Source organism: Paenibacillus rhizoplanae, assembly GCF_042684125.1.
In the GTDB taxonomy this organism is placed as follows: domain Bacteria; phylum Bacillota; class Bacilli; order Paenibacillales; family Paenibacillaceae; genus Paenibacillus_AQ; species Paenibacillus_AQ rhizoplanae.
Genome location: NZ_JBHUKY010000025.1, coordinates 90075 through 115931, shown reverse-complemented (window position 1 = coordinate 115931; position 25857 = coordinate 90075). Strand labels below are relative to the sequence as shown.

Genomic DNA, 25857 nt, shown 5'->3' with positions numbered 1-25857 from the left:
TGTTGTTCCCAGCCCCGTTACCTGTCCCCGAATCCAGTCTACCACAGGTCATTGACCTGATTCACCCTGATGCCCGGGCGGCAACCGGCACGCTGCTGTAACGCAGGATCAATTTGCATGTTACACCGCTTGGAACACTGGTTAAACACTCTTAAATCCATTCACATTCTGGAAGGTGGTTACTCATGGAGTACGGTTCAATATTCATTAAGTTAATCGCCGGTTTCATCGGATTATGGGTCATGACCCGGCTGCTGGGCAAAAAAGAAATCTCTGCTCTTACGCCCTTTGACTTCATCTCTGCCGTAATTCTGGGAGATCTGGTCGGTGAAACCATATATGAAGAGAAGCATTCTGTCCTTATGCTGCTGTTCACCCTGGCTGTCTGGACGGTACTCTCTATCCTCTTTGAAAAGGTTACCCAGCATATCCGCAAGCTGCGCAAGCCGCTGGAAGGGGAGCCGGAGATTCTGATCCGGGACGGTAAAGTCGATCTGGAGAAGCTGCGCCGCAACAATCTGGACTTCGAGCAGCTGCGGATGATGCTGCGGGCCAAGGATACCTTTTCTATCAACGAGGTAGCCTATGCCATCTATGAAACGAACGGCTCCTTAAGCCTATTGAAGAAACCTTCGTATGAACCGGCCACCCGGGAGGAGCTTCAGATCCCCGCGCGGGAGGTACAGCTTCCGCAGAGCCTGATAGAATCGGGCGAAATCCGGTATACGGCACTGGAGAGCCTGGGCAAAAATAAAAGCTGGCTGATGCAGGAGCTGCGGAAGAGCGGCTATCCTGATCCGGCCTCTGTTGCTTATGCTGAGCTGAATGAGGAGGGCGAATTATGTGTGGTTGAATCGGTCCGGCAGCAGGCAAAGCCGGGTGAGGTCTGAGCTGAGAGGAGCGAAGCAGAACAAGTAGGACTACTACGGGCTGTCCCAAAAGCCATGAACAGCTGACTGGGACAGCTCTTTATTTTGGAGTAGAATCAACGTGCGCACTTGGGTGGACGCTCCGCGAATGGACCGTTGTTCCAATAACTGTGGTCTCCAGATTTTATTTAAATTTATTAAGTGGTAAAAATCTGGAGACCAAGGCGACCGCTGACGCTTTTACACGGGTCGTTCCGTCCTCTGCGCTGTTTAAGCGGGAAAAGTTGCTCATTTAACCACCGTCCCCTGAATTCAGGTGCACTAATGCTCCTCATTGGCTCACTTATCCCCCGTCCGCTCAATTCAGGTGCAATAGTGCTCTTCATTCGCTCACTTTCCCCCCGTCTGCTTAATTCAGGTGCACTAATGCTCCTCATCGGCTCATTTAACCACCGTCCGCTCAATTCAGGTGCACTAATACTCCTCATTGGCTCATTTAGTACAGCGTCAGATTTAAACTAGTAGATGGAGCTCTATAATGCCTGAAGGAGTACAGGAGTGGAGGTCCCCCCATCAAGTGGCATTCCCAGATGAAGAAGGGAGGTGTTCATTCGGGCGTTTGGCAAGGTGTAACGGACTGAGACGCGCTTATTTCGAAGGAGAGTCACAACTTGGGCAAGTTGCGGACACCATATCATCCTCTCCCAAATAACAAAACGGCCGGATGCTCCCCGCAGGGAACATCCGGCCGTTATTCATGTATGGGTGCAAAAACTAGCTTACCAGGCGTAAGCTTCCGGTGCCGGTTTGCCCGGTCCGGGGAAGATCTCGTCCAGCTTCTTCAGCGTTTCTTCATCCAGCGTGATCTCAGTTACCCGCAGCGAGTCCTCGAACTGCTCGATCGTACGCGGCCCGATAATCGGTGCAGTCACCGCCGGATTCGCCAGTACCCAGGCCAGAGCGACCTGATCCTCATGCTCGCCCAGCTCCTTGCAGAGCGCGGAGAACTGCTCCAGCTGGCTGCGGTGCTGCTCCAGCTTGGCCGAACGGGCGCTGCGAACTCCGGTCTTGGCGAGTGCATTGCGGCCCAGCAGGCCTCCGGCCAGCGGACTCCACGGAATGACACCCAGGCCCAGCTCCTGTGAGGCGGGCAGCACTTCGAGCTCCGGCGTCCGTTCCAGCAGATTGTAGAGATGCTGCTCGGAGACAAGGCCGAGGAAATGGCGCTCCTTAGCCTTCGCCTGGGCAGCAGCGATATGCCAGCCCGCGAAATTGCTGGAGCCGATATAATCGGCTTTGCCCTGGGACACCAGGATCTCGAACGCGCCCCACAGCTCGTCCCACGATACGTTCCGGTCGATATGATGCATCTGATATAGTTCAATATGATCCGTCTGCAGGCGCCGCAGCGAGCCTTCAAAATGCCGTCTGATCTTGTAAGCAGACAAGCCTGAGCCGGAGTTGGGACCGTCCTGCTCGTCCAACATGTCATTGTAGACCTTGGTGGCCAGCACTACCTTCTCGCGTCGTCCGCCGCCCTGCTGAAACCAGCGGCCGATAATTTCCTCCGTCCAGCCCCGCCGGTCCTGGCCGCCGTACACATTCGCCGTATCGAAGAAATTAATTCCCGCATCGAGGGCCGTATCCATAATTCTGAAGGCATCCTTCTCCTCCGTCTCCGGTCCGAAATTCATCGTCCCCAGACACAACTGGCTGACCTTCAACCCCGATTTACCCAAATAACTGTACTTCATCGCAATTCCTCCCTTTCACTCCTGCTAGATTGGCTGCTTCATATTCACTATAACCCTTAGAGCCCACTCTAAAGCAAGTTTTGCTGGGATTTCGCTCCCCCTCTTCCCCTTCCCCCACCCGAGAGAACCCCCAAATACACAAAAAAACAAGCCCCCCAAAAGAGACTTGTTCCACAATATCTATAATCCATCATATTATTGCATTACCAATGTACCCACTAAGCAGATACTCAGCACTCACTCGATACTCAATCTAACTCTCCTCAACCACCGCTCCATGCCCGGCCTCACCGTTATCCGGGAACAGTACCTCGCCTGTCTTCAGCTGAATGTCCACTATCTCCTGAAGCGTACCCGACAGCTCGCCGGGCGGATAGGGTTTGGTCAGATATTTCTGCACGTTATCCATCATGCTCTTATCGTCCTTATCCAGCGCCGAGGAGATTACAATCGGCACCTTCTCGGTCCGGGGATCGTTCTTGAGCATGCGGATCAAATCCCAGCCGTCCAGATCATCGCCCAGCATCAGATCCACAACGATCGCTACGAAGGGCGTTTTGACGGCCTGGTCAAAAGCTTTTTGCGGATGGTAGTGATGGGTGACCCGGAAGCCCTTGCCCTTCAGCTCCTCCGAGAGCAGCAGCGACAGGCTGTAATCATCCTCCACAATCATCACATCCGGCTTCTGCTCCTTGCCAGCGCTCCATCTAAGGGACGGTTCCTCCTCGGGGTGGCCGGTCTCTGCCTGCATCACCGGAAGACGGAACCATACCGTCGAGCCTTCGCCTTCAACGGATTCAATCCCGATTGTGCCGTTCTGCTTCTCAATAATCTCCTTGCAGATCGCCAGGCCGAGCCCCGTACCGCCAATCCGCTTGGAGGCACTATTGTCCACCCTGCGGAATTTCTGGAACAGCTGCCCGATCTGATTCTTCGGAATCCCGAGTCCGTTGTCCTGAATCCGTACAGTAATGATGCCCGGTTCGTTATGAAGCATAACCTTAATTTCACCTGCGCCCGGCGAGAACTTGATCGCATTGCTCAGCAGGTTGGTCAGCACCTGGATAATTTTATCCTTGTCTACCTCAACCTCGGGATTCAGCGCCTCATCCTCCAGCAGAATATGGTGGGTACCGCTCAGCTTATACTGATCGATGACACTCAGGACTGTCTCGCTAAGGTTGACTTTCTCCACATTGTACAGCTGTGTACCGGACTCCATCCGTTGCAGGTCCAGGAAGTCGTTGATCAGCTCCGTCAGACGCTTGGCTTCCTTATGAATGGTCTCCAGATATTTCAGCTGCTTCTCCGGCTTCATCGTTTTGGACAGCAGCAGCTCTGTGAAGCCCAGTACACTCGACAGCGGCGTCCGCAGCTCATGGCTGACGGTACTGACCAGCTCCGACTTCATCAGATCCAGCTCATACTCGCGGGTAATGTCACGGTGGACGAACAGTGTCCCCACCCGGACCTCCCGGCGGAAGACCGGTATGGCATAGGCATCCACATGCTTCATATCTTCCTTGCCGATAGAATACTTCATCGCACTGGAGTCAACAGTATGCCCGGACATCGCCTTTTGGTAAAAGCGTTCCAGCTCTTCTGATTCATTCACCCGGGAGGTGAAATGCTCCATCCAGCGCTCCTGGGGAATCAGCATGCCTTCCGTCCAGTCCTCATAGCTGAACAATTGGCTCAGCGCCTTGTTAATGTGCTGAATGACGCCGTCTGTACCGACGAACTGGATGCCCTCATTGACGTTGTTCACAATATCCTGATTCAGCTTGCGGCCATTCTCAATCTCCTCGTACATGAACAGGCGTTCAATGGCCAGGGCGACCCGGTTCATCATCCCCTGAATTTCGCTGGTCTCTTCCTCCGTGAACGGATGCCCGATGCGCGTTCCGCAGAAGACCGCCAGAATCTCATCCTCAGCATTCACCACGGTCGTATAGTAATCGTAACAATACACCTCATTAGCGGATATCCCCTGCTCTCTGACCGAGCCCACCCGCTTCACCATATACGACTTCTCCACGCTCAGGCGGTACAGAATCTCTTCGCTGCCCTCACCGATGTACCGCTCCACATTCTCCGGCGGAACCCCCTTGACCACCGCAATCTTATCCTTGACCAGCAGGAAAAGACTGGAGTCAAACGAGTACAGACGGTTCATGAATGTGTTGAACTTGTCAGCGAACTCCTGCTTGTCCAGCGTATAGGTGATTTCATGATTCAGCTGATTGTTAAGCTCCAGCATCATGGACGTCTGCTCCGTGCTTGTCAGCGTCTCCGCCAGCTCCTGCTGCACATTCTTCATCGAGGTAATGTTATTGGCAATCAGAATATACTGGTAAATCTGGCCTTCATCGTTCAGATACGGCATGATTGTCAGCTGCAGCCAGAGCGGCGAGCCTTCCTTCGTCGCAAGCTCCGTCTCCCCGCTCCACACTCCGCCGGTCGACAGCTTGCGGATCAACTGCTCTTCTTGTGATTCCGAAATATTATGCAGCTCAAACAGCCGGTAGGTGTACCCGATAACCTCGGAGCTCTTATACCCTGTGTAGACGCTCAGATTATCGTTCGCGTAAGTGAACACGCCTTTGTTCGACAGAATGCCGACGGCAGAGGTCTGATTCAGCGCCTTCATCATGCTCTCGATTTCACTGAGTGACCGCTCCAGCCTGTACTGCTGATCCTGCAGCTCGTCCTGCTGGGCGTGCAGCTCTTCATTCTGCATCATCAGCTCTTCCTCTTTGTCCTGAATGCTATGGGCCATATTCAGGAAGGCGTCATAGAGCCGCCCGATCTCATCCTGCTTATGCAGCTTACCGAGCAGAACCGCATCACCGGCCGCCAGCGAATTCGTTGCTTCCTCCAGCTTCACAATCGGATCGATGATAATTTTGAGCATCCGCCAGATCAGCAGCGTGAAGAACAGCAGCAGCAGGGTGCTAAGCAGAAAAGCAACAAAAGTGAACGTATCCGCCTGCCTGATGGAGCGGGAGTTCAGCTCATTCAGCAGCGCATCCGAATTGGCTTTGAATTGCTTCGTGTAGCTCAGGTATTCGTTCACAGCCCGGGTACTGCCGCTTTGGGACAAGTTCCGGATTCCCTCGTAATCATTATTCTTCACTAAGAGCATCACTTCAGGCAGGGTCTGGCTCTTGTACTGTTCATAGAACACCTTGAGGTCATCTCTGTACCGGACTTCTTCAGCCGACAGCTTCAGGGAGGAATACTGATCCAGAATGCCGTCAAGCCCCTTAAGCGCAGTGTTCAGCAGCGCAAGCTCATTCTCACTCTGGGTAGCCACATAACCTCTCGCCCGGAAAAAGACCTCGCTGAGCGTCACCGCCAGCTCGTTAATCGTCGCCGTCTTATATTGCAGCACATCACGTTTCTGATCCAGCTGTTCCTGCTGGGCATTGATATAGAAGACAAGCCCGATTCCTCCGGCCATAATGGCCACGAACAGCAGCAGAAGAATCCGGTAATATTTCGTTTTGATGCTCCGGTCTTTAAGCTTAAGGTTTCTCACTCAGAATGTCCTCCACGAGCTGCAGCAGCTCCATCGGGCTAAACGGCTTGGGCATGAAATAACGGGCTCCCGCCTCTCTGGCCCGGTTACGGTCCATCTCCTGTGCCTTCGCTGTCAGCATCATAATCGGCGTCCGGCTCTTCAGCTCCCCGTCCAGCTCGCTCAGCACTTCAATGCCGGTCATTACGGGCATCATGTAATCCAGAATCACCAGGTCGTAAGGGGCCTCCGCCAGCTTGGCAAGCGCCTCGCCCCCATTCTCGGCGGTATGAACCTCCACATTCTCCAAATCCTCCAGCGTATCCTCAATCAGCATGCGCAGAACCTCTTCATCATCTACAATCAGTACTTTTTGCACCATAGCTCACTCTCACCTTTCAGTCATCCCTGCTTGGGATGTATTGCATTTAGAACAGAAACCGGTGGGCCAGACGCTCAATGCGGGTCAGCAGCTCCGGCAGATGGAACGGCTTAATGACATAATCATCCGCCCCCATCTGCAGGGCATGGATAATATCCCGCTGATTATTGCGCCCGGTCAGCATAATCACGAGAATGTTCAGCTCAGGATAGCTGCTGCGGATCTTCTCCAGTACCTCCAGCCCGTCAAGCCCCGGCATGACGCCGTCCAGCAGAATAATATATTTCTCTTCAGGAGCATACCAGTCCGATTCCAGAAAAATTGCGCCGTCCGCATAACTGGCAACCTTCACCCTGGCGGTGGTCCCCGGCTGCCATGCAGCGAAGTGGGTCGTCACAATTCTGCGGATGAGCGGATCATCATCCACAATAATAACGTTAAGCAGCGTCTCGCGCTGGCCCAGCAGCAGCTCCTGGCTGTACAGGGTGCTCTGGTTCCGGCCGTTATGCTTGCTGGCATAGAGCGCCAGATCCGCTTCCTCTACAAGTGTATCGGCATCCGGCGCCTCTTGGGTGACCTCGGTCACCCCGCAGGAGAAGGTAACATGGAAGCTCTCGCGTTTGCCCTCGAATTCCCGGGCCGCGAAGACCTCCTGAATCCGCTCCATCACAAGCAGCGCTTGCGCCGCAGGGGTATTAGGCATGAACAAGGCAAACTCCTCACCGCCATAGCGGCAGAAGGTATCCTCCGTGCGGATGGACTGCTTCACCAGCTCCGAGAAGCTCTGCAGCACCTCGTCCCCCATCAGATGCCCGTAAGTATCGTTAATCTGCTTGAACAGATCGAGATCCAGCAGAGCGAGGGAGAAGGTCCGGCCTGTCCGTCTGAAATCGGCGATCAGCTGCTTCATCGTCTGGTTGAAATACTTGCGGTTGAACGCCCCGGTCAGCTCATCGACAATGATCGATTTCTGCCACTCCTTTTTCAGCTCAAAGCGGTTCTTGATCAGGACCAGGAACAAATCAATGTCCACCGGCTTCTGTATATAATCCATAACACCCAGCGAATAGGCATACTTCTGAACCTCTATGGAATGCTCGCCGCTGATAATAATGATTGGAATCCGCTCTTTTTTGGCTTTGCCGATAATCTGCTTCAGCACATCAATCCCGCTGCGGTCCGGCAGCAGAATATCAAGGAGAATCAAATCCGGCTTCGTCTCATAAAAAAGCTTCAGTCCGCGTCCTGCCGACAGCGCAATGCTGACATAATAAGACTCCCGCTCCAGCGATTCCCGCAAAAAAGCAACCAGCTCCACATCATCGTCCACGATCAGAATTTCGTACTGCTGGTGGACATTGCCGTGGGACAATGAAATCCCCGGAGTCAGAGGGGGCAGCGCACCCACAGGTTTCGGCTCCTCAAACAGCTCCAGCAGCGGATAGATATAATCGCCCCACTCTGCTTCCGTCCAGCTTCTATGATTGTCATCCGAGAAATAGAGCAGCGCATTGCCGGAGAACGCCTCTACAGCATCAAGACCCACAGTACCCGAGGTACCCTTCAAATTATGCAGGAAACGATAAATATCCTTCTCCTCGACTACTGACTGTTCCGACCATTTCTGCAGCGTTTCTCTCGTGCGCTCTTCAACTAGCTCTTTATATTTTCTCGTTGTCATAATAGCTCCTTATGTCCAGCTTATCATTCAAAAATCCAATAAATCATATTTTACATCAAGTGTCAACATTATTATACCCTCAGGAAAATGCAAGCTCAAATCTCTGATCAGCCCGACACAAAAGCTTTGGTTGATAACCTAACCTTGATTTGACATAATAATTAAAATCGTTCATTCCGTTAATGCGGCAATGAGCGAAGATTACAGACGATGGATAACGGGAGGCTTTTTAATTGAAGGGGATTATTACGGTACTCGGGAAAGACAAGGTAGGCATTATCGCCAAAGTGTGTACATACCTCGCAGAGCACAATCTGAACATTCTGGACATCTCCCAGACGATTGTGCAGGATTATTTCAACATGATGATGATTGTGGACATCTCTGCCCCCAGCAAGTCCTTCGAGGAGATTGTGGAGGAGCTTCAGCAGGTAGGGGAAGACATCGGTGTGGAAATCAAGCTGCAGCATGAGGATATCTTCAATATTATGCACCGGATTTAACCGGCGAAGAGAGGAGTGAGCACTAGTGATCTCGATTGTAGAAGTTCAGGAGACGAATAAAATGATCCGGGAAATGAACCTGGATGTCCGCACCATTACGATGGGCATCAGCCTGATGGACTGCGCCCATACCGACATGAAGGTGTTCAACCAGAAGGTGTATGACAAAATTACCCGCTCCGCCGAAAAGCTCGTGAAGACCGGTGAGGATCTGGAGCGCCAATTCGGGGTGCCGATTGTCAACAAACGGATCTCCGTAACGCCGATTTCGATTGCTGCGGGGGCTGTACATACCGATACCTACGTGCCTGTCGCCCAGATTCTGGACAAGGCGGCCAAGGAGGTAGGCGTCAACTTCATCGGCGGATATTCCGCGCTGGTGCAGAAGGGCTGTACCAAGGGCGACCGGATTCTGATTGACAGTATCCCGGAAGCGCTGGCGGTGACCGAGAGAGTCTGCTCTTCCGTTAACGTCGGCTCCTCGCGCAGCGGCATCAACATGGACGCCGTGAAGCTGATGGGTGACATCATTCTCCAGACGGCTGAGCGTACCAAAGACCGTGACTCCATCGGTTGTGCCAAGCTGGTCGTATTCTGCAATGCGGTGGAGGATAACCCGTTCATGGCCGGTGCCTTCCACGGGGTGGGCGAGCGGGAGTGTGTGATTAACGTTGGCGTAAGCGGCCCGGGTGTGATCAAGCGGGCACTGGAAGAGGTGAAAGGGCAGGACTTCGAGACCCTGTGCGAGACAATCAAGCGTACAGCCTTCAAGGTTACCCGTGTCGGCCAGCTGGTCGCCCAGGAAGCCTCCAAGCGCCTGAATGTGCCGTTCGGCATTATTGACCTGTCGCTGGCCCCCACTCCCGAGATCGGCGATTCCATCGCTGAGATCTTCCAGGTCATGGGCCTTGAAGAAGCAGGAGCCCCAGGTACCACCGCTGCACTCGCTATCCTGAACGACAATGTCAAAAAAGGCGGAGTCATGGCCTCCTCCTATGTCGGCGGCTTAAGCGGCGCCTTCATCCCGGTCAGCGAAGACCACGGCATGATCCAGGCTGTCCAGCGCGGGGCGCTGACTCTGGAGAAGCTCGAAGCTATGACTTGTGTCTGCTCGGTAGGCCTTGACATGATTGCCATTCCCGGCAGCACCAGCAAAGAGACCCTCGCAGGCATCATTGCCGATGAAGCCGCCATCGGGATGGTCAACAACAAGACCACGGCGGTCCGCGTCATTCCGGTCATCGGCAAGGACGTCGGTGAGATGGTCGAATTCGGCGGCTTGCTCGGATACGCTCCAGTCATGGCCGTCAACCCGTTCAGTTGTGCGGGCTTCGTCAACCGCGGCGGGCGGATTCCCGCGCCTATCCACAGCTTCAAGAATTAAGTGAGCGTGCAGGCTATCCGGCTGAATATGTTCCCACACCCCTAACAACCAATAAAGACACGTTGCCTTCCCGCTCAGGGAGAGTAACGTGTCTTATTGGTTGTTGCCGGACATCAGCTCTGCGGCGGCTCCGGCGGTACGGTAATATGGGACAGCTTGACAGGGTCCATTAAAAGATACAGGTTCTGAATCCGTTCCCCGCTGGAATCCGTACTCAGGCAGAGCACGCACTTCACGACTCCCTGATCGGTGAAGATCAGACCCGGCTCACCGTTCAGCAGCCCGCAGGAAGGCTTCCACTCCCGCAAATAGTGCATAACCCGCTTCGAGGTCAGCAGTGCAGTAACTCCCCGGCGGCCGGTCATCGGCCGGAGAATCGTATGCACCTCGCGGCCCCCGCCGTCGGCAACCAGGACCGGATGCTCGCCCAGCAGCTCCAGCATGCCGCCCACATCATAGGAGGTGAACGCGGCAGTGAAGCGCACCAGCAGATTCTCGGTGACTGCTCCATATCGGAGCGAGGGTAACCGGGAAGCCGGCTCTGTCTGCAGGATACGCTTGGCCCGGCTGAAGATCTGCCGGCAGTTGCTGCCCGACTTGCCTACCATTCCGGCAATGGCTTCATAGTCGTATTCAAAGGCTTCCCGCAGTATGAATACCGCACGCTCCGTGGGAGACAGACGCTCCAGCAGCACCAGAAAAGCATACGACAGATTATCCTTGCGTTCTGCCGCCGCTTCCGGGCCATCGTATCCCTCGCTTACCGGCTCCGGCAGCCACTCCCCGATATAAGTCTCTCTGCGGCTGCGTGCCGAGTTCAGCATATTAAGGCAGCGGTTGGTCACGCCTTTAGCCACATAGGCTTTGATATTCTGAATGCCGCTCCGGTCCCGGTGCTGCAGCTCAGCGAACATATCCTGCACCGCATCCTCCGCATCGGCAACCACGCCAAGCATCCGGTACGCAATGGAGAAGGCATAGCTTTTATAATTCTGGTACAGCTCCTCCATACCTGGATTTCCCTCTGCAGGCGTCTCGGCCTGAGCCTTTATTTTACCCCTGTCCACTTCACGCAGCTCTCCTTCCTTACACTCCTGTCCTAATCCTTAGCCGAAGCAGCCCGGGAACATCCCGGTCGTAATGGCAATCCGGTTCCAGCTGTTGATCGTATTGATCGCCATAATCCAGTCTACCAGTTCCTCTTCGCTAAAGTGCGTAAGCATCTTATCGTACAGCTCCAGCGGAACTCCAGCTTCGCTGATCAGCGTGACCTGCTCGGCGAATTCCAGCAGCACACGTTCCTTCGCACTGAACAACGGCGCTTCGCGCCACACACTCAGCAGCAGAATATGATCGGCATAGTTGCCCAGCTTCATCAGATCCTTGCCATGCATATCCAGACAGAACGCACAGCCGTTGATCTGGGAGACCCGTATTTTAACCAGTTCATACAGCACTTTATCCTTGCTGCGGCTTCCTGCATGCTGCTCCAGCGCCATCATTGCCCGGAACGCCGGGCCGTTAACCTCACGATAATTCATTCGTAGACTCAAATTAGGTCGCCTCCATTATGATTGTATTGCTCTTCATAACTGTAGACAAGATGGGGACGGATGTTGTGACAAAACAAAAGCAGGACAGCGAAGTTCCGCAGCCCTGCTCTTTTATACACTTTATGCGCTCAGGCTCTTAGCCCTCCGCGAGGAGAACAGCCGCCAACCGGTAAGCAGCGCCGATAACAGGCAGATCCCGGACGAAGTCAGGAAGACTACATGCATCCCTGAGAGGAACAGCTCAGGACGTCCTTCCACCAGCCCGGTTACCCGGTAGCCGGCTTTGCTGCTCATTACATTGAAGAGGATCGAGGTGGCTACGGTAATTCCGACGACCATCCCCACATTACGGACCAGCGAATTCACACTGCCTGCCGAGCCCAGCTGTGTTCGCGGCACTGTGGACATAATCAGCGAATTGTTCGGTGAGCCGAACATCCCGCTGCCGATGCCGAGCATGGCAATCCAGACGCCGACCAGCATAACCGGACTGCCCTCATGCAACCGGGCCAGCCCGAACTGGGCTATCACCATCACAATCAGCCCTGCGAAGGTGAGCAGCTCCGAACCGATTTTGTCGGACAACGCCCCGCTTAACGGAGCGACTATCACCATACAGATCGGGTAGAGCATAAGCAGGAAGCCTGCATCAAAGGGAGACATATTCAGCATATTCTGCGCATAGAACGGTGCGATAATATTGAAGCAGAAGTTCGAGACGAACACCAGAAAGGCACAGAATATGCTCAGTGAGAACAAGGGATTCTTGAACAGGGTCAGCTGAAGCAGCGGCCCAGCGCTGCGCTGCTCCACGATCAGGAAGACGATGAAGATAATAACCGCAGCAGTGAGAGCGGCAAGAATCCGGGTATCCCCGTAACCAAGCTGCTGGCCGAGCAGCAATCCGGCGAACAGAGAAACTATGAAGACGGCAAACAGCAGGCTGCCAGGAACATCAATCCCTGACTTCACACGGACCAGATCCTTCGGCAGCACCTTCCAGCCCAGCGCAATCGCCAGAATTCCAATCGGCACATTCACCCAGAAAATATACTCCCAGCCCATCGACGATACGATAATTCCGCCAAGGCTTGGCCCCGCTATACTGCCGAGGGACACGAAGGTTCCGATCAAGCCCAGAGCCTTGCCGCGTTCCGTTGACGGGAAAATATCCGTAACAATGCCCTGGCTGTTCGCCATGGTCATCGAAGCGCCGACCGCCTGCACTACTCGCGAAGCAATGAGCAGCGGCAAGCTGTGGCTTAATCCGCAGAGCAGAGAGCCGATGGTGAAGACGACCATGCCCAGCTTGAACATCTTGATTTTTCCGGCGATGTCACCCAGCTTCCCGAAGAACAGAATCACCGAACAGATCGCCATCAGATATCCGGTTGTTACCCACTCCACCTGGGCTACTGGCAGCCCCAGCTCCTTCACCAGCACTGGCAGCGCAATATTCACAATACTTCCGTCCAGTGTAGACATAAAAGTAAACAAATTAAGAACGATCAGAATCAGCCAGCGCTTCTTCTGTATCCCGGCATCCTCCTGATAGGTCGCCTCTAAGCTGCTCATCCGCTAACACCCTCTTGTATCCAATGTAATATAGTTGCACACGCAACAAACTAATCCTTCACAGTGTACTGCAAATTAGTTGCGTGCGCAACAAAATTACGGTAAGATCTGAGGCAGACGGTATTCCCTTGGTAGGCTGCCGTTATCATCCTCAGCGAGGTGTCCATTGTGACTATAAATAAAGAACCGGTTAGTGAACCAGTCAGAGAACCGATCGGGAAGCTGATCTCTCATCTTCACCGTCAGAACCAAAAAATACTGGCCAAGGAGCTGCTTCCCTACGGCATCGGCAGCGGAGGCCAGCATAGCTTCTTAAAGCTGGTGCTGAGTCATCCGGGAATCACCCAGGATCAGATGACCAGCCGGATTAAATGCGATAAAGCGACAACCACCCGCTCCGTCAAGCATTTGGAAGCCTCGGGATATATTGAGCGCCGGACTGATCCGACCGACCGCCGCTCCTTCCTCCTGTATCCAACCCCCCAGGCGCTCGACTTCGCCCCGGTCTTCCAGACGCTGCTGGACGATTTCAACCGCGAGCTGTCCATGGATCTCACCGAGCGCGAGCTGGATACGCTGATCGACCTGCTCCACAAGGTCACCCGCAACTCAGACCGGCTGAACGGACAGGGCTAACTGTATTGAATGGGGATGCCCGATGGCCGCGTATGACGGGTTACGGGACAGAGAGATCAGCAGCATGACAGGTAGCGCAGTTGCATGGCTCTCAGTCTGCGGCTAAACGCTCCGCCAGCCCTTCTGCGCGGTATTCACTCGGCAGCTTGCCGACATGCTCGCGGAACAGCTTGCTGAAATAACGGTCATCCCCGAAGCCGGACCGGCAGGCAATTTCACACACCGGGACGGGGGTATCCAGCAGAAGTGATTTCGCCAGCTCCAGCCGCATGCCCCGCAGGCACTCCCCGAAAGTCTCACCGGCGAACCGGGCGAAACACCGGCTGAAATAGCCCCGGCTCATGTGGATGGCGGCGGCAACGTCGCCCTGATTAATTTTTTCTCCGGCATGGCTCTTCATATAACGCACGGCGGTGATCAGGCAGAACATCACCTCTTGGCTCAGGTTCAGCTCAATCATCCGGCGCTGCACATGCCCCGTGAACTGGTGCAGCCAGACTTGCCAGTGCCGCCAGGTCCGGTTGCCCTCTGCTGCCAGCGCAAGCTGCTGCGCATCCTCCGCTGTAAGCAGCAGCCGGCTCCAGCTCCGCAGCAGCTCCAGGCCAAAGTCCGCCACCGCAGCCGGGCCCGGCTGCTGGGACACAACCCCGCTGGTGAACAGGTCCCATTCTCTCCGCTCCAGCGTCCAGCGGAGATTCTGTCCCTGCACCAGCGCCGAAGGAGCGCCCGCCTCCGGCTGTTGCTGCGCGGCCAGCGTCTGCAGTTCACCATAGTGCAGCCTCGGGACCGCCTGGCCGCCTGCCGCATAGAACAGCGCCTGCCGCGCCGACTGTTCCACAACCGCAGCGATTCTCTTCAGCGGCTGACCGCGCACCCCCTCCAGCAGCGCCGCTGTCCAGCTTGTCCCAAGCACCGCGCCCAGCTCTCCTCCGATCCGCGCTGCATCCACAGGATACGGCAGCGGAGACAACCACATCCCCTGCACAGCATGTAGTGTGGAATTTCTCACCATAGAGAGCGCATACAACTGCTCTTCCTTCAGTTCCGGCGTAAGCGGCACATAGAGCAGCGCTTTGTCCTCAGCGATCACCCTTTGCTCTGCCTTTGCAGGGGTGCTTTTATTCCCGTCCTCCCACCTGATCCGCTCCACCAGTCTGCGGATGATTTCATCGGCATTCTCCGGCTCCAGCAGCGTTTTGACAATGTAATCTACCGCTCCCAGCCGCAGCGCCTCCTGCACATCATCGAATTCATGATGGCAGGCCAGCACCACGCAGCGTAATGCGGGATAACGCAGCCTCACCTCTCGGATCAGCTCGAACCCGGTCATCCCCGGCATCGAAAGATCCACGAACAGCAAATCCGTCTCCTGCTCGCGCAGCAGCTCCAGTGCCCCATGCCCGTCTCTGGCCTCTCCGGTAATCACCACCCCGAAGGACGGCCAATCCAGCAGTGAGATGAAACCCTGGCGCACCAGACGCTCATCGTCTACGACAACAGCCTTAATCATCGAAGTCCTCCTTGCTTTTGATAGGAATAATGATTGATATTGGGTTCCGCCTTTGTCACCGCTCTTCGTGGAAGCGTTTCAATATATAGATACAATACCATATTTTGTTTATTCTGAAAATAAAAAGGCGGGTCAGTCACGCACACTCACACCAGCACATCATCTCCTGCACAACAAAAAAAAAGCTGCTCACAGGCAGAATATCCGCCGTATAAACAACTCCACTTCTGCTATTTGGTACTAGGGCAGGCACCCCGCCTTCCCTCTTCTAAAAAGCCGCCCGATTAGCCTCCCGGCCCCTCACCCCAGGCTTGAACCGAAACAATCCGCCCGCCTGCGGCCAGCGTTCCAGCTCTTCTGCACTCATGTATCCGCATGCCGTAGTGATGTACAGCTCGTCCAGATTCTCGCCGCCGAATGTACAGGAGGTTACATAATGCGCCGGAACCTCGATTTTCTCCATTTGCTCGCCTGTATGGGGATTCCACCGTGAGATACAGCCCCCGCGCCAATGGGCGACCCAAAGCATGCCTTCGCTGTCGATCGTCATTCCATCCGGCCAGCCCTCGTCTTCCGCCAACCGGATGACCGTCCGCCGCCCGCTTACCGAGCCGTCTGCCAGCGAATAATTCATTACATCGATCCCCTTGGTCAACGTGTCAATGTAATACATGAGTCCCAGGCTATCGTTCCAGGCCAAGCCGTTGGAGATGCCGATCCCGCTCAATACCTGCCGGACCTCACCAGCGGATTCCATTACATACAGGCTGCCGTCTCTTCCCGCAAACCTTCTGTTCATCGAGCCAAACCACAACCGTCCACGGCTGTCGCATTTGGCATCATTCAGCCGGTTACCGGGAATTCCGGTCTCCACCGCTGCCAGCAGCTCCACAGGCTGATGCTCCATATATCTGTAGATCCCGTCCTCCATCGTCAGAATCCAGCCGCCGCGCTCCGCCAGTACGACTGCACTTACTTTTCGCTCAAAGGAATGAATAACATCCGTCCCCTTACCGGGGTCATAGAGATGTAGTTCATTACTGTCAACATCCATCCAATACAATCTGCCGTTCCTGTGATCCCAATAAGGACCTTCTCCGAGTGCCGCCTTCGCAGCAACCACGCATTCCATTGTTCCGCTCAACATAAACCCTCCTCGAATAAATACTCTTTCTATGTACTATTGCCCCTCCAGCCTCCAGCCTCCAACCTGACATACACCTGTCCGGTTCGCATGTTATGCTGAATGCAGCACAATCCTATGAACTGAGGTGACCCGCATGAAGGTCGAATGGAGAAAACAAGACAAAGCCCTATACCTGCCCCCTAGCGAACCGGGTCTGATTCAGGTTCCCGCCTTCCCTTATTTCACCCTGCGGGGGGAAGGCAATCCCAACGGCAGCGCTTTCGCAGAAGCAGTCGCTGTATTGTATTCCTTGTCCTATGCAGTTAAGATGCTGCCGAGAAAGGGACCCGCGCCCGAAGGCTACTACGACTACACCGTCTTCCCGCTGGAAGGGATATGGGATCTCAGCGAAGCCGGACGCCGCTCTGCCGTTCTTGATAAGAACGAGCTAATATACACCTTAATGATCCGGCAGCCGGATTTCGTCACCCCGGCGCTGGCCGCTGAAGTACTGGAGCAGGTCAAGCGCAGCAAGCCGCACCCGCTGCTGGACAAGGCTGTCTTCGCCTGCTGCGAAGACGGCCTGAGTGTACAAATGCTGCATCTCGGCCCCTATGATGATGAACCGCACAGCTTCGCCAGAATGGAGCAATTCTGCTCTACTCAGGGCCTGCTGCGGGAGTCTCACCTGCACCGCGAAATCTATATCTCGGATGCCCGGCGTGCCCGCCCGGAGAAGCTGCGAACCGTGCTGCGGTTCAAGGCCGTCCGGCAGGATTAACGTTACATTTTCACCGTGTTCCGTACTATCGAGCTCTTATGAACCTCCAGCAGCTCCCGGTACTCCACAGTCTCAATCTCGCAGCTGGGCCCGATTACAACGCTGCCGCCCCGGACGGTCTGCGCCTGCGTATGCTGAAGCTCAATCTGATCCCCTTCGATCAGCCGGGCTGCGAAGCTCATCTTCTTCCCGGGTCTCAGCAACGCGCCGGAACGGCTGCGCTTGATGGAGATGTTGCCGCCGCCGACCGTATCCGCTCTACAAGGGCCGAATAACGTCAGGTCGAGCTTCTCCGCATTTAACAGTCCACTGACCTCCATAATTCCGGTAAGCTGCACCTGCTCTGCTTCACAGTCGCCGGTAACTATGATCCCGCCGGTGAGCTTGATATCCTCAATCCGCAGCCCGCCGCCTGCTGTAAGCTCTCCTTGTCCGCGCAGGCTGGCTGCGTCTACCCGGCCCTTCACCTTGCACTCCCCGGTGATTTTGATATCCTGTGCCCGAAGATTTCCTTCCACCGCCACCTCTCCGGTTTGTGCAAGCTTCACACAATCCACGTCCCCGCCAAAAGTACATTCTCCCGTCACCTTCACATCCTTAAAAACCCCGCCGACAGAGCTCGACGTCCCGAGTATCTTCAGGTCATGGCGTTCTAACGCTTCATTCACCGATCTTCTCCTCCTTTCCCACCTGAGCATCGGGATGTACAGTCAGTCCCGTTCTATATTCAACCCGGCCAATCGAGCAGCCCTGCCCGATAATGACCGTACCGCCCCTTACTACATCTGCACTCGTATATTCCAGATCTAGCATATCGCCCTCGATGAGCTTGGCACGCAGCCCGATTTTGAGCTTGGGAATCATACCGCCTAACAGTCTGCCCCAGGCCGCGTTGCCTTTTTTGCGGATCACCAGGCTCTCTACGCCAATCTCTACCGCTTCCGAGTGACCCTGTAGCCCGAACTCGATCCGCCCCGCACTGAGCAGGCCCCCCACCGTGAATACCCCTGCACCGGTCAGTTCCTCAAGCTCACAATTGCCCTTCAGCTTCAGCATACCGTCCATTTCACAGCGCTCTCCCCGCAGACTGCCTTCCCCGTTCACTACCCCATTCAGCTTCATTCCGCCCACCTGCAGATTGCCCTTCAGATTGAGTGTTCCGTTCATCTCCAGCTCTTCCGCCGAGAGGTCACCGTTCTGCTTCATCACGCCGTCACAGCTGTAGGTATGTGCGCTGAGCGCTCCGTTAATCTTACTTACGCCGTTGATACTCACGCTGTGATACCTGCCTCCGGCAGCCGTGTTGACTCCATCCATCACCAGATCCGGCAGTTCATTCTTCTCCATGGTCCAGCCTCCTGTGATTTACTGTTCCTTACTCTATAAGCCGCCTTCACTCAATCGCCCCTTCAGCAGTTCCGCCAGATCGGCAGAGCGAAGCCTGCTCACCAGCCTTACCCCGTCATCCAAGGCCAGCCCGGCTCCCGGCAGAGCCATAATGAAGAAGCTGACCCCCATCTTCCGCACAAAAAACAGCTCCCACCCCTTCTCCCCGTACCCCGGTGCATGGCTCTCCAGCGTCTGATAGAGCTGGTCCGCTTCCTCCCAGTTGAGTTCCCCTTTGCTGAGCAGCCAATCTGCTGCGAATACATGAAGGATCTGTTCGAAGGCAAGCGATATGCCTTCAATCTCCGGTTTCCCGAACCGCTCCAGACTGCTAACCGAAACAATGTTACGTTCTTTTAACTGGGATAATGTCAACCTTATCTTGTAGGAAGATGGCGGCTCTGACAGCTTTCCCGCCAATTCATCCAGGGAGAGATCATCCTTCTTCTGTAAAATATGCTGAACCCGCCCCAATATCCGCGCACGCGGAAAAAAGGTCTCTTGTCCCGTAAAGGTAGATTTGCGGATGAACCATTCCTCAGGAATCAGCTGCTTCCGCTTCCAGCGGTACAATTGCCCGTAAGAGATACCCGTCTCATCGAGTAGCTCCTTCTTGGAGATTAAATCCTCTTCCATATCACCACTCCTCGCGCTCATCGTAACATAACACTGTTACGTTGTAAACTGGTAAGCTACCTGAAGTGATCCCCTCCCGTTCACCATTGCCACCTCCTATCCACCCATGCATCAAAAAACGAGCAGACCCAGCCCTTCCCCGGCTTCAGATCTGCCCTCTATACTCCATTCTACGAACGCACAACGCCCTTCTGCCGGGCTTCACGCAGCCATTTCGGGTACTCGTTGAAGAGCCGGTCATACAGGTCCTCATCGCTGACCTCGTCCAGATCATCCAGCGCGAAGAAATCAGCATTATCCACATAACGGCCCCGCAGATCGTCAAGCTCACGGAGCACGCCATAATCTGCATTGCCCAGCCCCACAAACTGCCAGAAGATATTATGCTTCGAGCTCTGGATCAGCAGCTTCGATATTTTGGGCGTCTCATAGATGCCCCCGTCGCTGAAGAACACCACATAGACCGGCAGGTCGCCCGGCTCCTCCTTCGTATACTTCTTGATCAGATCCGCCATAACCACCGGCTCGTTGTTCCCGATGCCCAGTCCCCCGAACATCTTCGGTCCCGGATAGGTCCGCTTCACATAATCCTCATAGCCGTGTTCATTCACACTCGGCATTCTTTTGCTCTTGGTAGCGAAGAACCAGACATCCAGCATTCCGTCATCATCCATCTTGGCCGCCACAGCCAGCACCCGTTCAAAAGCCCGCTGCACGACTCCCTTCGCATATAATTGCGCCATGGAGCCAGATGCATCGAACACCACGGCCACCCTCGCCTTCTCCTGGTCGAGATTCTTCTTGCGCAGTGAAATTCCGACCTGCTGCTTCAGAAGGTCAATCTTCGTCAAGTTCAGTGCAGGCCGGGGAGCCTCCTGCTGGACTGTGTCCTTAGGCGGTCCGCTGTATGTAGCCGCTGCTTCCGTATGACCTGACAAAGGTTGAGCCTCTGCTCCGCTGCCGTTCTCCGGCGCTTCGTCTTCCACCTCGACCCCATGCGCTTCCGCCAGCGGCTTCAGTCCGCCATGGAAGCCCCGGCCGACCGCGCGCAGCTTGAAGCCCGCGCCGTGGCGGTACAGCTCTGCCAGCACGAGCGAGGTCTCGGCATTGCCTTCCACAATCTCATACACCAGCTCCGTATCCTTCCCTGCCGCGCTGATTCTGCAGCCTCTGACATCAGCGAAGGTTCCGGGACCGTCCAGCGTAGCCGCGAAGACGCATTTATCAATGCCCGAGGCGCTGAGTGCGCGCAGATCAATGGCGAACTCCCCGCTGTATTTATCGATAGGATTGAATACGACCGTATGCTTGGGGTCAGCCGGCTGATTATAAAAGATAAAGAAATCATCAGACGGCACCTTCCCGTTCTCGCCCACCATGAAGCAGCTAATATCCAGAATGGCCGGAGAACTGCTGCAGGATATTTTCACAGTTGCCTGGGTGGAGGCCTCGTCCAGCTTCGCATTGGAGCCGCTTACCAGCTTGATTATATTAGGATTCATGAATGCACTCTCCTACTCTCTCACATGTAATTCCAGGATGTACCAGATTCCCGTTTTGCAAAAAAGAGCAGACAATTCCCTGATAAGGATATGTCTGCTCCCGGTTAATCTAAACACTATGACTCTCAGAATAGCCGTTATACACAGGCAGCCTGCGGGGTTCTAAGCTTACATAGGATTATTGAATGCAGCTTGGAATATCTTACTCTTCAGACTTCTCAGCTTCGGCTGCTTCCGGTGCGGCAGTAGCTTCATCAGCCGATTCTTCCATTACGAGCGGAGGCGAGATCCGCACAATCAGTGTGTCTTCAGGGGTAAGGATCTCCCAGCCTTCATGCTTCGGCAGATCGGATACCAGCAATTGATCACCGATCTCCATACCGCTGATATCTACTTCAAAGTTCGCTTCCACCTTATCCGGCAGGGTACGGATGTCCAGTTCATACAGCTCTACCTGCTGCACGCCACCGCTCTTGACGCCGACAGGATCACCGATCAAGTGGAAGGCTACCTTAGTATCCAGCTCCGCCTTCATATCAATCTGCTGCAAATCTACATGAAGCAGCGTACGGGATAACGGCTGGCGCTGTACTTCCTGAATAACCGCATTCTTCGAGCCGGAGCCCGGGAATTCCACCTTCAGGATGGCACGCGGGTTTTTGCCGAGAATTTCATTAAGTGTTTTGGCCTCTGCTGAGAAGGACTGGGTATCTGAACCTGCACCGTAAACTACAACCGGTACAAAACCTTTGCTGCGCTGGGAAGAATTCGATCCGGATCTTTCAGTCAAGCGTACTGTGGTATTCATGATATTTCCTCCTAATAGTTTTTTGAGCACTACGCCCTTCGTTCAGAAGCCGGCAAACTGCCCGGGGCGGCGTACGCCAAGTAGTGTCAGCATAGCTGCATTAAAAAACAAGACCAATTAGCTCTTATGTCTAATCAGTCTCTTATTAACCATATTTGCCTGCTGTGGAATCAGTATAGCACCGGGAAATAGACAAGTCAAAATAGGGTATTATGCATTACATATCCATATTAACTGAAATTATACTTTAATCCCATCAAGACAGTCATAGGAATATTGAAGACATCGCCGGAATCCCGGTATTGGTAAGAATCAATTATTTTTTAAAATCATTCCGCAGGATGGGCATGCTTAACAGTCAATCTGGCATTCAGAGAATGTAGCAAAACAGAGGCGACAGCATCCGCATGCTCAGGGCCCATCATGGAGTAATGGTCGCCCTCTGTTCCAAACAGCTCTAATTCACCCTTGCAGTGTTGCTTCCAGCCCTTGCCTGATCCCTTCATAAACGGCTCAGGTACCAGCAGAATCACTGGAGATTTGACAGAACTATTCGGACGGTATGTCTGTTGCAGCATTATCCAATGCTGGATAACATGCAGTCTGTTCAGCCGCTGCCGCCGCGTCAACCATTCAAAATCAGTAATAAGCGGAATAGCTGCATCCGGGAATACCGTAATCCCTTCCTGGGCATCGGGCGCATGGCTCTCCAACTGGAGGATGTCCTCCTCAAAGCTATCATGGCCGTGAGTACCAGGAGGCAGTGTATCCACAAGGGCAAGCAAGGCTACCTTCCCATGCTGTTGCTCCCATTGCCGGACCATTTCGAACGCAATAGTGCCCCCCAGACTCCAGCCCGCCAAATAATATGGCCCATAGGGCTGTACCGCTTGCACCTGTGTCAGATATAGTCTGGCTGCCTCTTCAATTGTGCGGAGCTTACCAGCCAGGTCCGCTGACAGGTCCAGACTGATTCCCCGGCAAGTCCATCCGTCCAGCCGGTCTGCCAGTTCCCTGTAAGCACCGACTCCACCGCTGCCGTCATGGATAAAGAACAACTGCCGGTTCTCGTCTTCACCCTGCTTCAGCAGGATACATTTAGCTGGTGAAGCGGGCTGCTCCAGGCAGCTACCATATCCGTTGCCCAGTGCCAAAGTTGTCTCGCGGAGCAACAGGTGACTCTCCAATTCACTGATCCTCGCACCCAGTTCCCTGATCGTCGGATAATTGAAAATATCGGCTAACGAGGCTTTGACGTTTAGACGGGTATTGATCTCCCATACAAGGGAAGCCGCCAGCAAGGAGTGTCCGCCCACGGCAAAAAAATTATCATCCAGACCTACCTTGGCTGCTCCCAATAAACCCGACCAGATGACTTGTAACAGTTGTTCTAAGGGTGACAGTGTAGCTTGGACGTCCACTGAATTCCGTGACAGGGCAGTCTCCGGGGCAGGCAGCGCCTTTCGGTCCACCTTGCCGTTAGTATTCAGCGGCAGACTCTCCACCGGTATCAGATATGAGGGCATCATATATTCCGGCAGAGTCTTTGCTAGCTGCTTGCGGAGCAGTTCCACCGGGAGACTGCCCACGACATAGGCACACAGGCTTTTCGCCCCGGATGCATCCTTCTGGACGGTAACCACAGCTTCCCGGACGCCCTCTTGCTTCGTCATCTGTACGACGATTTCACCGAGCTCGACACGGTAGCCCCTGATTTTCACCTGGTGGTCGAAGCGTCCCAGATATTCCAGCATCCCTCCGGGCAGCCATCTGACCCTGTCTCCACTCCGGTACATTCTGCCGCCGGGGGTAAAAGGGTCACGGCCGAACTTCTCTGCCGTCAGCTCAGGCTGACCTAGATATCCGCGGGCCAAGCCGTCTCCGCCAATGCATAATTCGCCGGGAAGGCCGACAGGCTGAAGCATATCTTCCTTATCCAAAATATAAACACGGGTATTCGGTACAGGCTTACCGATAGAGATATTGTCGCCGTCAACCTCCGTAACCTTCTGGAACGAAGTATAAATAGTGCTCTCCGAGGGCCCGTACCCGTTAAGCAGCGTCAGTCCCGGCTGACTGTCAAGCAGCAGACGGATATGACGCGGCGACAGGCTCTCACCTCCCGTAATAATACAGCGCAGACCCGTAAATACCGTTACATCCATATCCACCAGCTGGTGGAGCAGAGGAGCAGTGAACCAGGAGACAGTGATGCCGTACTGGTTCATTCTGCGGCGCAACGCTTCAGTGTCCAGCAGCTCCTCTTTACGGAGCAGACAGAGGGTGGCGCCTTTAACAAGCGTACCCCAGATCTCATACACAGACACATCAAACGCCAGGGAGCAGGTCTGCAGCACCCGATCTTCGGGATTGACAACCAATTCTCCCGCATCCATAACGATCCGCGCCAGATTGCGGTGCTCCAACAAAACGCCCTTTGGCGTTCCGGTAGAACCGGAGGTATAGATTACATACATCAGATCATCCGGTCTTGCCCGTGGCAGCAAATTATCGGCGCTAAGTGAACCGCTAGCCATTACCGGCAGGAAGAGGATGCCTGATACAGGAATATCATCGTCCCTTTCCTGGGATAACAGACAGATCCTGGCCTTACTGTCCTCCAGCAAATACGCAATCCGATCAGAGGGATACTCCGGATCAATGGCTAAATAAGCAGCTCCAGCCTTCAGGATCGCTAAGATGGCGACAATCGTGTCGGGAGAGGTATGCGCCAGCACACACACAATCTGATTTCTCCCTACGCCCTTGTCAATAAGCACCCGGGCCAATTGATTAGCCTGCTTGTTTAATTCCCTGTAAGTCAGCCTGACTTCTCCATATTGAACTGCAATACGGTCCGGGCTCCGCTCGGCCTGTAGCTCGAACAGCCGGTGTATAGTGTGTTCCTGCGGATATTCTTGGCGGGAAGTATTGAATTCCACGAGAATTTGCTGCCCTTCCTCTTCCGTCAGCATCTCCAGCCGGCTGATCGGAAGATCAGGATCGGCGCATACAGATTCGAGAATCCGGCTGAAATGACGAAGCATGCGATGTACCTCATCCTCTCTAAAGCAACTTCTCCGGTACTCAAACTCCATAATGATCTCGTCATCCGTCATATAAGCGAACAGACTGAGATCAAACTTTGCAATCCGATTCTCAAAGGCATGCGGTTCGAACCCTAGGCCTTGTAAGGGTCTTTCCGAAGCGGATTGACGGTTTTCCAGAGAAAAGCAGACATCAAACAGCGGATTTCTTCCGTTAATTCGTTCCGGGTTTATTTTTTCCACAAGCATTTCAAACGGATAATCCTGATTCTCCAAAGCCATAAAGGTATGGTCGGCTACTTCGTCCAGGTAGTCGGAAAACTTTTTGTTTCCGGCCGGTTTGTAACGCAGGGCAAGAGTATTCACGAACATTCCGACGATCCCTTCAAACTCAGCATGAGTTCGTCCGGCCACCGGCGTTCCGATCACCAAATCATCCTGGCCCGTATATTTGGCGAGCAATACCCCGTACACGGCCACCATCAAGATATATGGCGTTACATTGTAGCGCAGACAGAGCAAGCGGAATAAAACTGCGAGTTCAGGCGGTATAGCCAGGGATACGCAACGGCCCTCATAATTCGCCCGCTGACCGTTTCTGCTGAAGGGCAGGTCCAGTACAGGGACCCCATCCGCAAACTGGGAGAGCCAGAACTCCTCCTGCCTCTGGATGTTCACTTCCTTGAGCTGGTCGTTATGCCAAATTGCGTAATCTACGTATTGGAACTCCAAGGGTGCAAGCTCCTGCCCCTGATAGGAGGCCATCAGCTCAGCAAAGATGATTTCAATGGTCACGGCATCGGCAATAATATGATGTATATCGAACAAAAGCAGATGGCTGTCCTGTCCCAGACGGATAAGCTCCGCTCTCCAGAGCGGCGCTTGTTCCAGGGTGAAGGGGCGGAGAAATGCTTCCATATACCCGTCAACTAACTGCGTCCCGTAATCCCGGATGCTTAAAGCGGCGGTAAGTGTATGGTCAACCCGTTGAAGCACTTCCCCGTCATTCAGCACAAATGATGTGCGCAAACCCTCGTGGCGGTGCACAAGAGTCTGCAGAGCTTCTTTAAGCCTTTCAATATTGAGTGCTCCTTCAATTCTCCGGCAGCACGGCATATTGTATATGATATTGCTCCCCAGCATACCGTTGATCAGAAACAGTCTTTTTTGCGCCGAGGACGTTTCATACATTTGGTACTCCAAG

At 54.2% G+C, this 25857-nt stretch carries 20 protein-coding genes; 5 read left to right on the top strand and 15 right to left on the bottom strand.

Annotated features, from left to right (window positions below):
• Positions 1-185 precede the first annotated feature (185 nt).
• A complete protein-coding gene (locus tag ACFSX3_RS15755) occupies positions 186-890 on the top strand; it encodes a DUF421 domain-containing protein (protein ID WP_209993133.1) in 705 nt (234 codons plus the stop codon).
• Positions 891-1648: 758 nt separating this feature from the next.
• Here the strand turns inward: ACFSX3_RS15755 and ACFSX3_RS15750 are convergent.
• The 4 genes from ACFSX3_RS15750 to ACFSX3_RS15735 form a co-directional block, all read right to left on the bottom strand.
• Positions 1649-2623 carry an aldo/keto reductase gene (locus tag ACFSX3_RS15750; RefSeq protein ID WP_209993132.1) on the bottom strand — a complete coding sequence of 325 codons (975 nt, stop codon included), beginning with the start codon at positions 2621-2623 and terminating at the stop codon, positions 1649-1651.
• Between the two features lie 253 nt (positions 2624-2876).
• Positions 2877-6164 (bottom strand): ATP-binding protein, encoded by a 3288-nt coding sequence (locus ACFSX3_RS15745; protein ID WP_209993131.1) that lies wholly within the window; start codon positions 6162-6164, stop codon positions 2877-2879.
• Positions 6151-6522 carry a response regulator transcription factor gene (locus ACFSX3_RS15740; protein ID WP_209993147.1) on the bottom strand — a complete coding sequence of 124 codons (372 nt, stop codon included), beginning with the start codon at positions 6520-6522 and terminating at the stop codon, positions 6151-6153. Before ACFSX3_RS15740 ends, ACFSX3_RS15745 begins: the two co-directional genes overlap by 14 nt.
• 49 nt (positions 6523-6571) lie before the next feature.
• Positions 6572-8206, bottom strand: a complete 1635-nt coding sequence (locus ACFSX3_RS15735) for a GGDEF domain-containing response regulator (protein ID WP_209993130.1) — start codon at positions 8204-8206, stop codon at positions 6572-6574.
• Between the two features lie 233 nt (positions 8207-8439).
• Here ACFSX3_RS15735 and ACFSX3_RS15730 point away from each other — a divergent pair, with 233 nt between their 5' ends.
• Both ACFSX3_RS15730 and ACFSX3_RS15725 read left to right on the top strand, forming a co-directional pair.
• On the top strand, positions 8440-8709 hold the full coding sequence (locus ACFSX3_RS15730; protein ID WP_036700808.1) for an ACT domain-containing protein: 270 nt from the start codon (positions 8440-8442) through the stop codon (positions 8707-8709).
• Between the two features lie 25 nt (positions 8710-8734).
• Positions 8735-10093 carry a PFL family protein gene (locus ACFSX3_RS15725; protein WP_036700806.1) on the top strand — a complete coding sequence of 453 codons (1359 nt, stop codon included), beginning with the start codon at positions 8735-8737 and terminating at the stop codon, positions 10091-10093.
• Between the two features lie 113 nt (positions 10094-10206).
• Here the strand turns inward: ACFSX3_RS15725 and ACFSX3_RS15720 are convergent, their stop codons facing one another.
• From ACFSX3_RS15720 to ACFSX3_RS15710, 3 genes are all read right to left on the bottom strand, one after another.
• Entirely contained in the window at positions 10207-11103 is an 897-nt protein-coding gene (locus tag ACFSX3_RS15720; RefSeq protein WP_209993146.1) for a sigma-70 family RNA polymerase sigma factor, read from the bottom strand.
• Between the two features lie 96 nt (positions 11104-11199).
• Positions 11200-11646 carry a carboxymuconolactone decarboxylase family protein gene (locus ACFSX3_RS15715; RefSeq protein WP_209993129.1) on the bottom strand — a complete coding sequence of 149 codons (447 nt, stop codon included), beginning with the start codon at positions 11644-11646 and terminating at the stop codon, positions 11200-11202.
• A 120-nt stretch (positions 11647-11766) separates the two neighbouring features.
• Positions 11767-13221 (bottom strand): MFS transporter, encoded by a 1455-nt coding sequence (locus ACFSX3_RS15710; protein WP_209993128.1) that lies wholly within the window; start codon positions 13219-13221, stop codon positions 11767-11769.
• 168 nt (positions 13222-13389) lie between these two features.
• On the opposite strand from ACFSX3_RS15710, the gene ACFSX3_RS15705 reads away from it, so the two are divergent.
• A complete protein-coding gene (locus ACFSX3_RS15705) occupies positions 13390-13857 on the top strand; it encodes a MarR family winged helix-turn-helix transcriptional regulator (RefSeq protein ID WP_379256223.1) in 468 nt (155 codons plus the stop codon).
• A 91-nt stretch (positions 13858-13948) separates the two neighbouring features.
• Here ACFSX3_RS15705 and ACFSX3_RS15700 read toward each other — a convergent pair whose 3' ends face one another.
• Both ACFSX3_RS15700 and ACFSX3_RS15695 read right to left on the bottom strand, forming a co-directional pair.
• Positions 13949-15367: a response regulator transcription factor gene (locus ACFSX3_RS15700; RefSeq protein ID WP_209993127.1), complete on the bottom strand. Its 1419-nt coding sequence runs from the start codon at positions 15365-15367 to the stop codon at positions 13949-13951.
• A gap of 268 nt (positions 15368-15635) precedes the next feature.
• Positions 15636-16514, bottom strand: a complete 879-nt coding sequence (locus tag ACFSX3_RS15695; protein WP_209993126.1) for an SMP-30/gluconolactonase/LRE family protein — start codon at positions 16512-16514, stop codon at positions 15636-15638.
• Positions 16515-16647: 133 nt separating this feature from the next.
• Here ACFSX3_RS15695 and ACFSX3_RS15690 point away from each other — a divergent pair, with 133 nt between their 5' ends.
• Complete coding sequence (locus ACFSX3_RS15690; protein WP_209993125.1) at positions 16648-17274, top strand: GyrI-like domain-containing protein; 627 nt, start codon at positions 16648-16650, stop codon at positions 17272-17274.
• 2 nt (positions 17275-17276) lie between these two features.
• Here the strand turns inward: ACFSX3_RS15690 and ACFSX3_RS15685 are convergent, their stop codons facing one another.
• From ACFSX3_RS15685 to ACFSX3_RS15660, 6 genes are all read right to left on the bottom strand, one after another.
• Entirely contained in the window at positions 17277-17942 is a 666-nt protein-coding gene (locus ACFSX3_RS15685; RefSeq protein ID WP_209993124.1) for a hypothetical protein, read from the bottom strand.
• A complete protein-coding gene (locus ACFSX3_RS15680) occupies positions 17935-18621 on the bottom strand; it encodes a hypothetical protein (protein ID WP_209993123.1) in 687 nt (228 codons plus the stop codon). Before ACFSX3_RS15680 ends, ACFSX3_RS15685 begins: the two co-directional genes overlap by 8 nt.
• A 33-nt stretch (positions 18622-18654) precedes the next feature.
• Positions 18655-19296 (bottom strand): DUF4004 family protein, encoded by a 642-nt coding sequence (locus ACFSX3_RS15675; protein ID WP_209993122.1) that lies wholly within the window; start codon positions 19294-19296, stop codon positions 18655-18657.
• A gap of 170 nt (positions 19297-19466) precedes the next feature.
• Positions 19467-20798 carry a vWA domain-containing protein gene (locus tag ACFSX3_RS15670; RefSeq protein ID WP_209993121.1) on the bottom strand — a complete coding sequence of 444 codons (1332 nt, stop codon included), beginning with the start codon at positions 20796-20798 and terminating at the stop codon, positions 19467-19469.
• Between the two features lie 202 nt (positions 20799-21000).
• On the bottom strand, positions 21001-21606 hold the full coding sequence (locus ACFSX3_RS15665; RefSeq protein WP_209993120.1) for a 50S ribosomal protein L25: 606 nt from the start codon (positions 21604-21606) through the stop codon (positions 21001-21003).
• A gap of 329 nt (positions 21607-21935) precedes the next feature.
• On the bottom strand, positions 21936-25856 hold the full coding sequence (locus tag ACFSX3_RS15660; protein ID WP_379256216.1) for a non-ribosomal peptide synthetase: 3921 nt from the start codon (positions 25854-25856) through the stop codon (positions 21936-21938).
• Between the last annotated feature and the right edge of the window lies 1 nt (position 25857).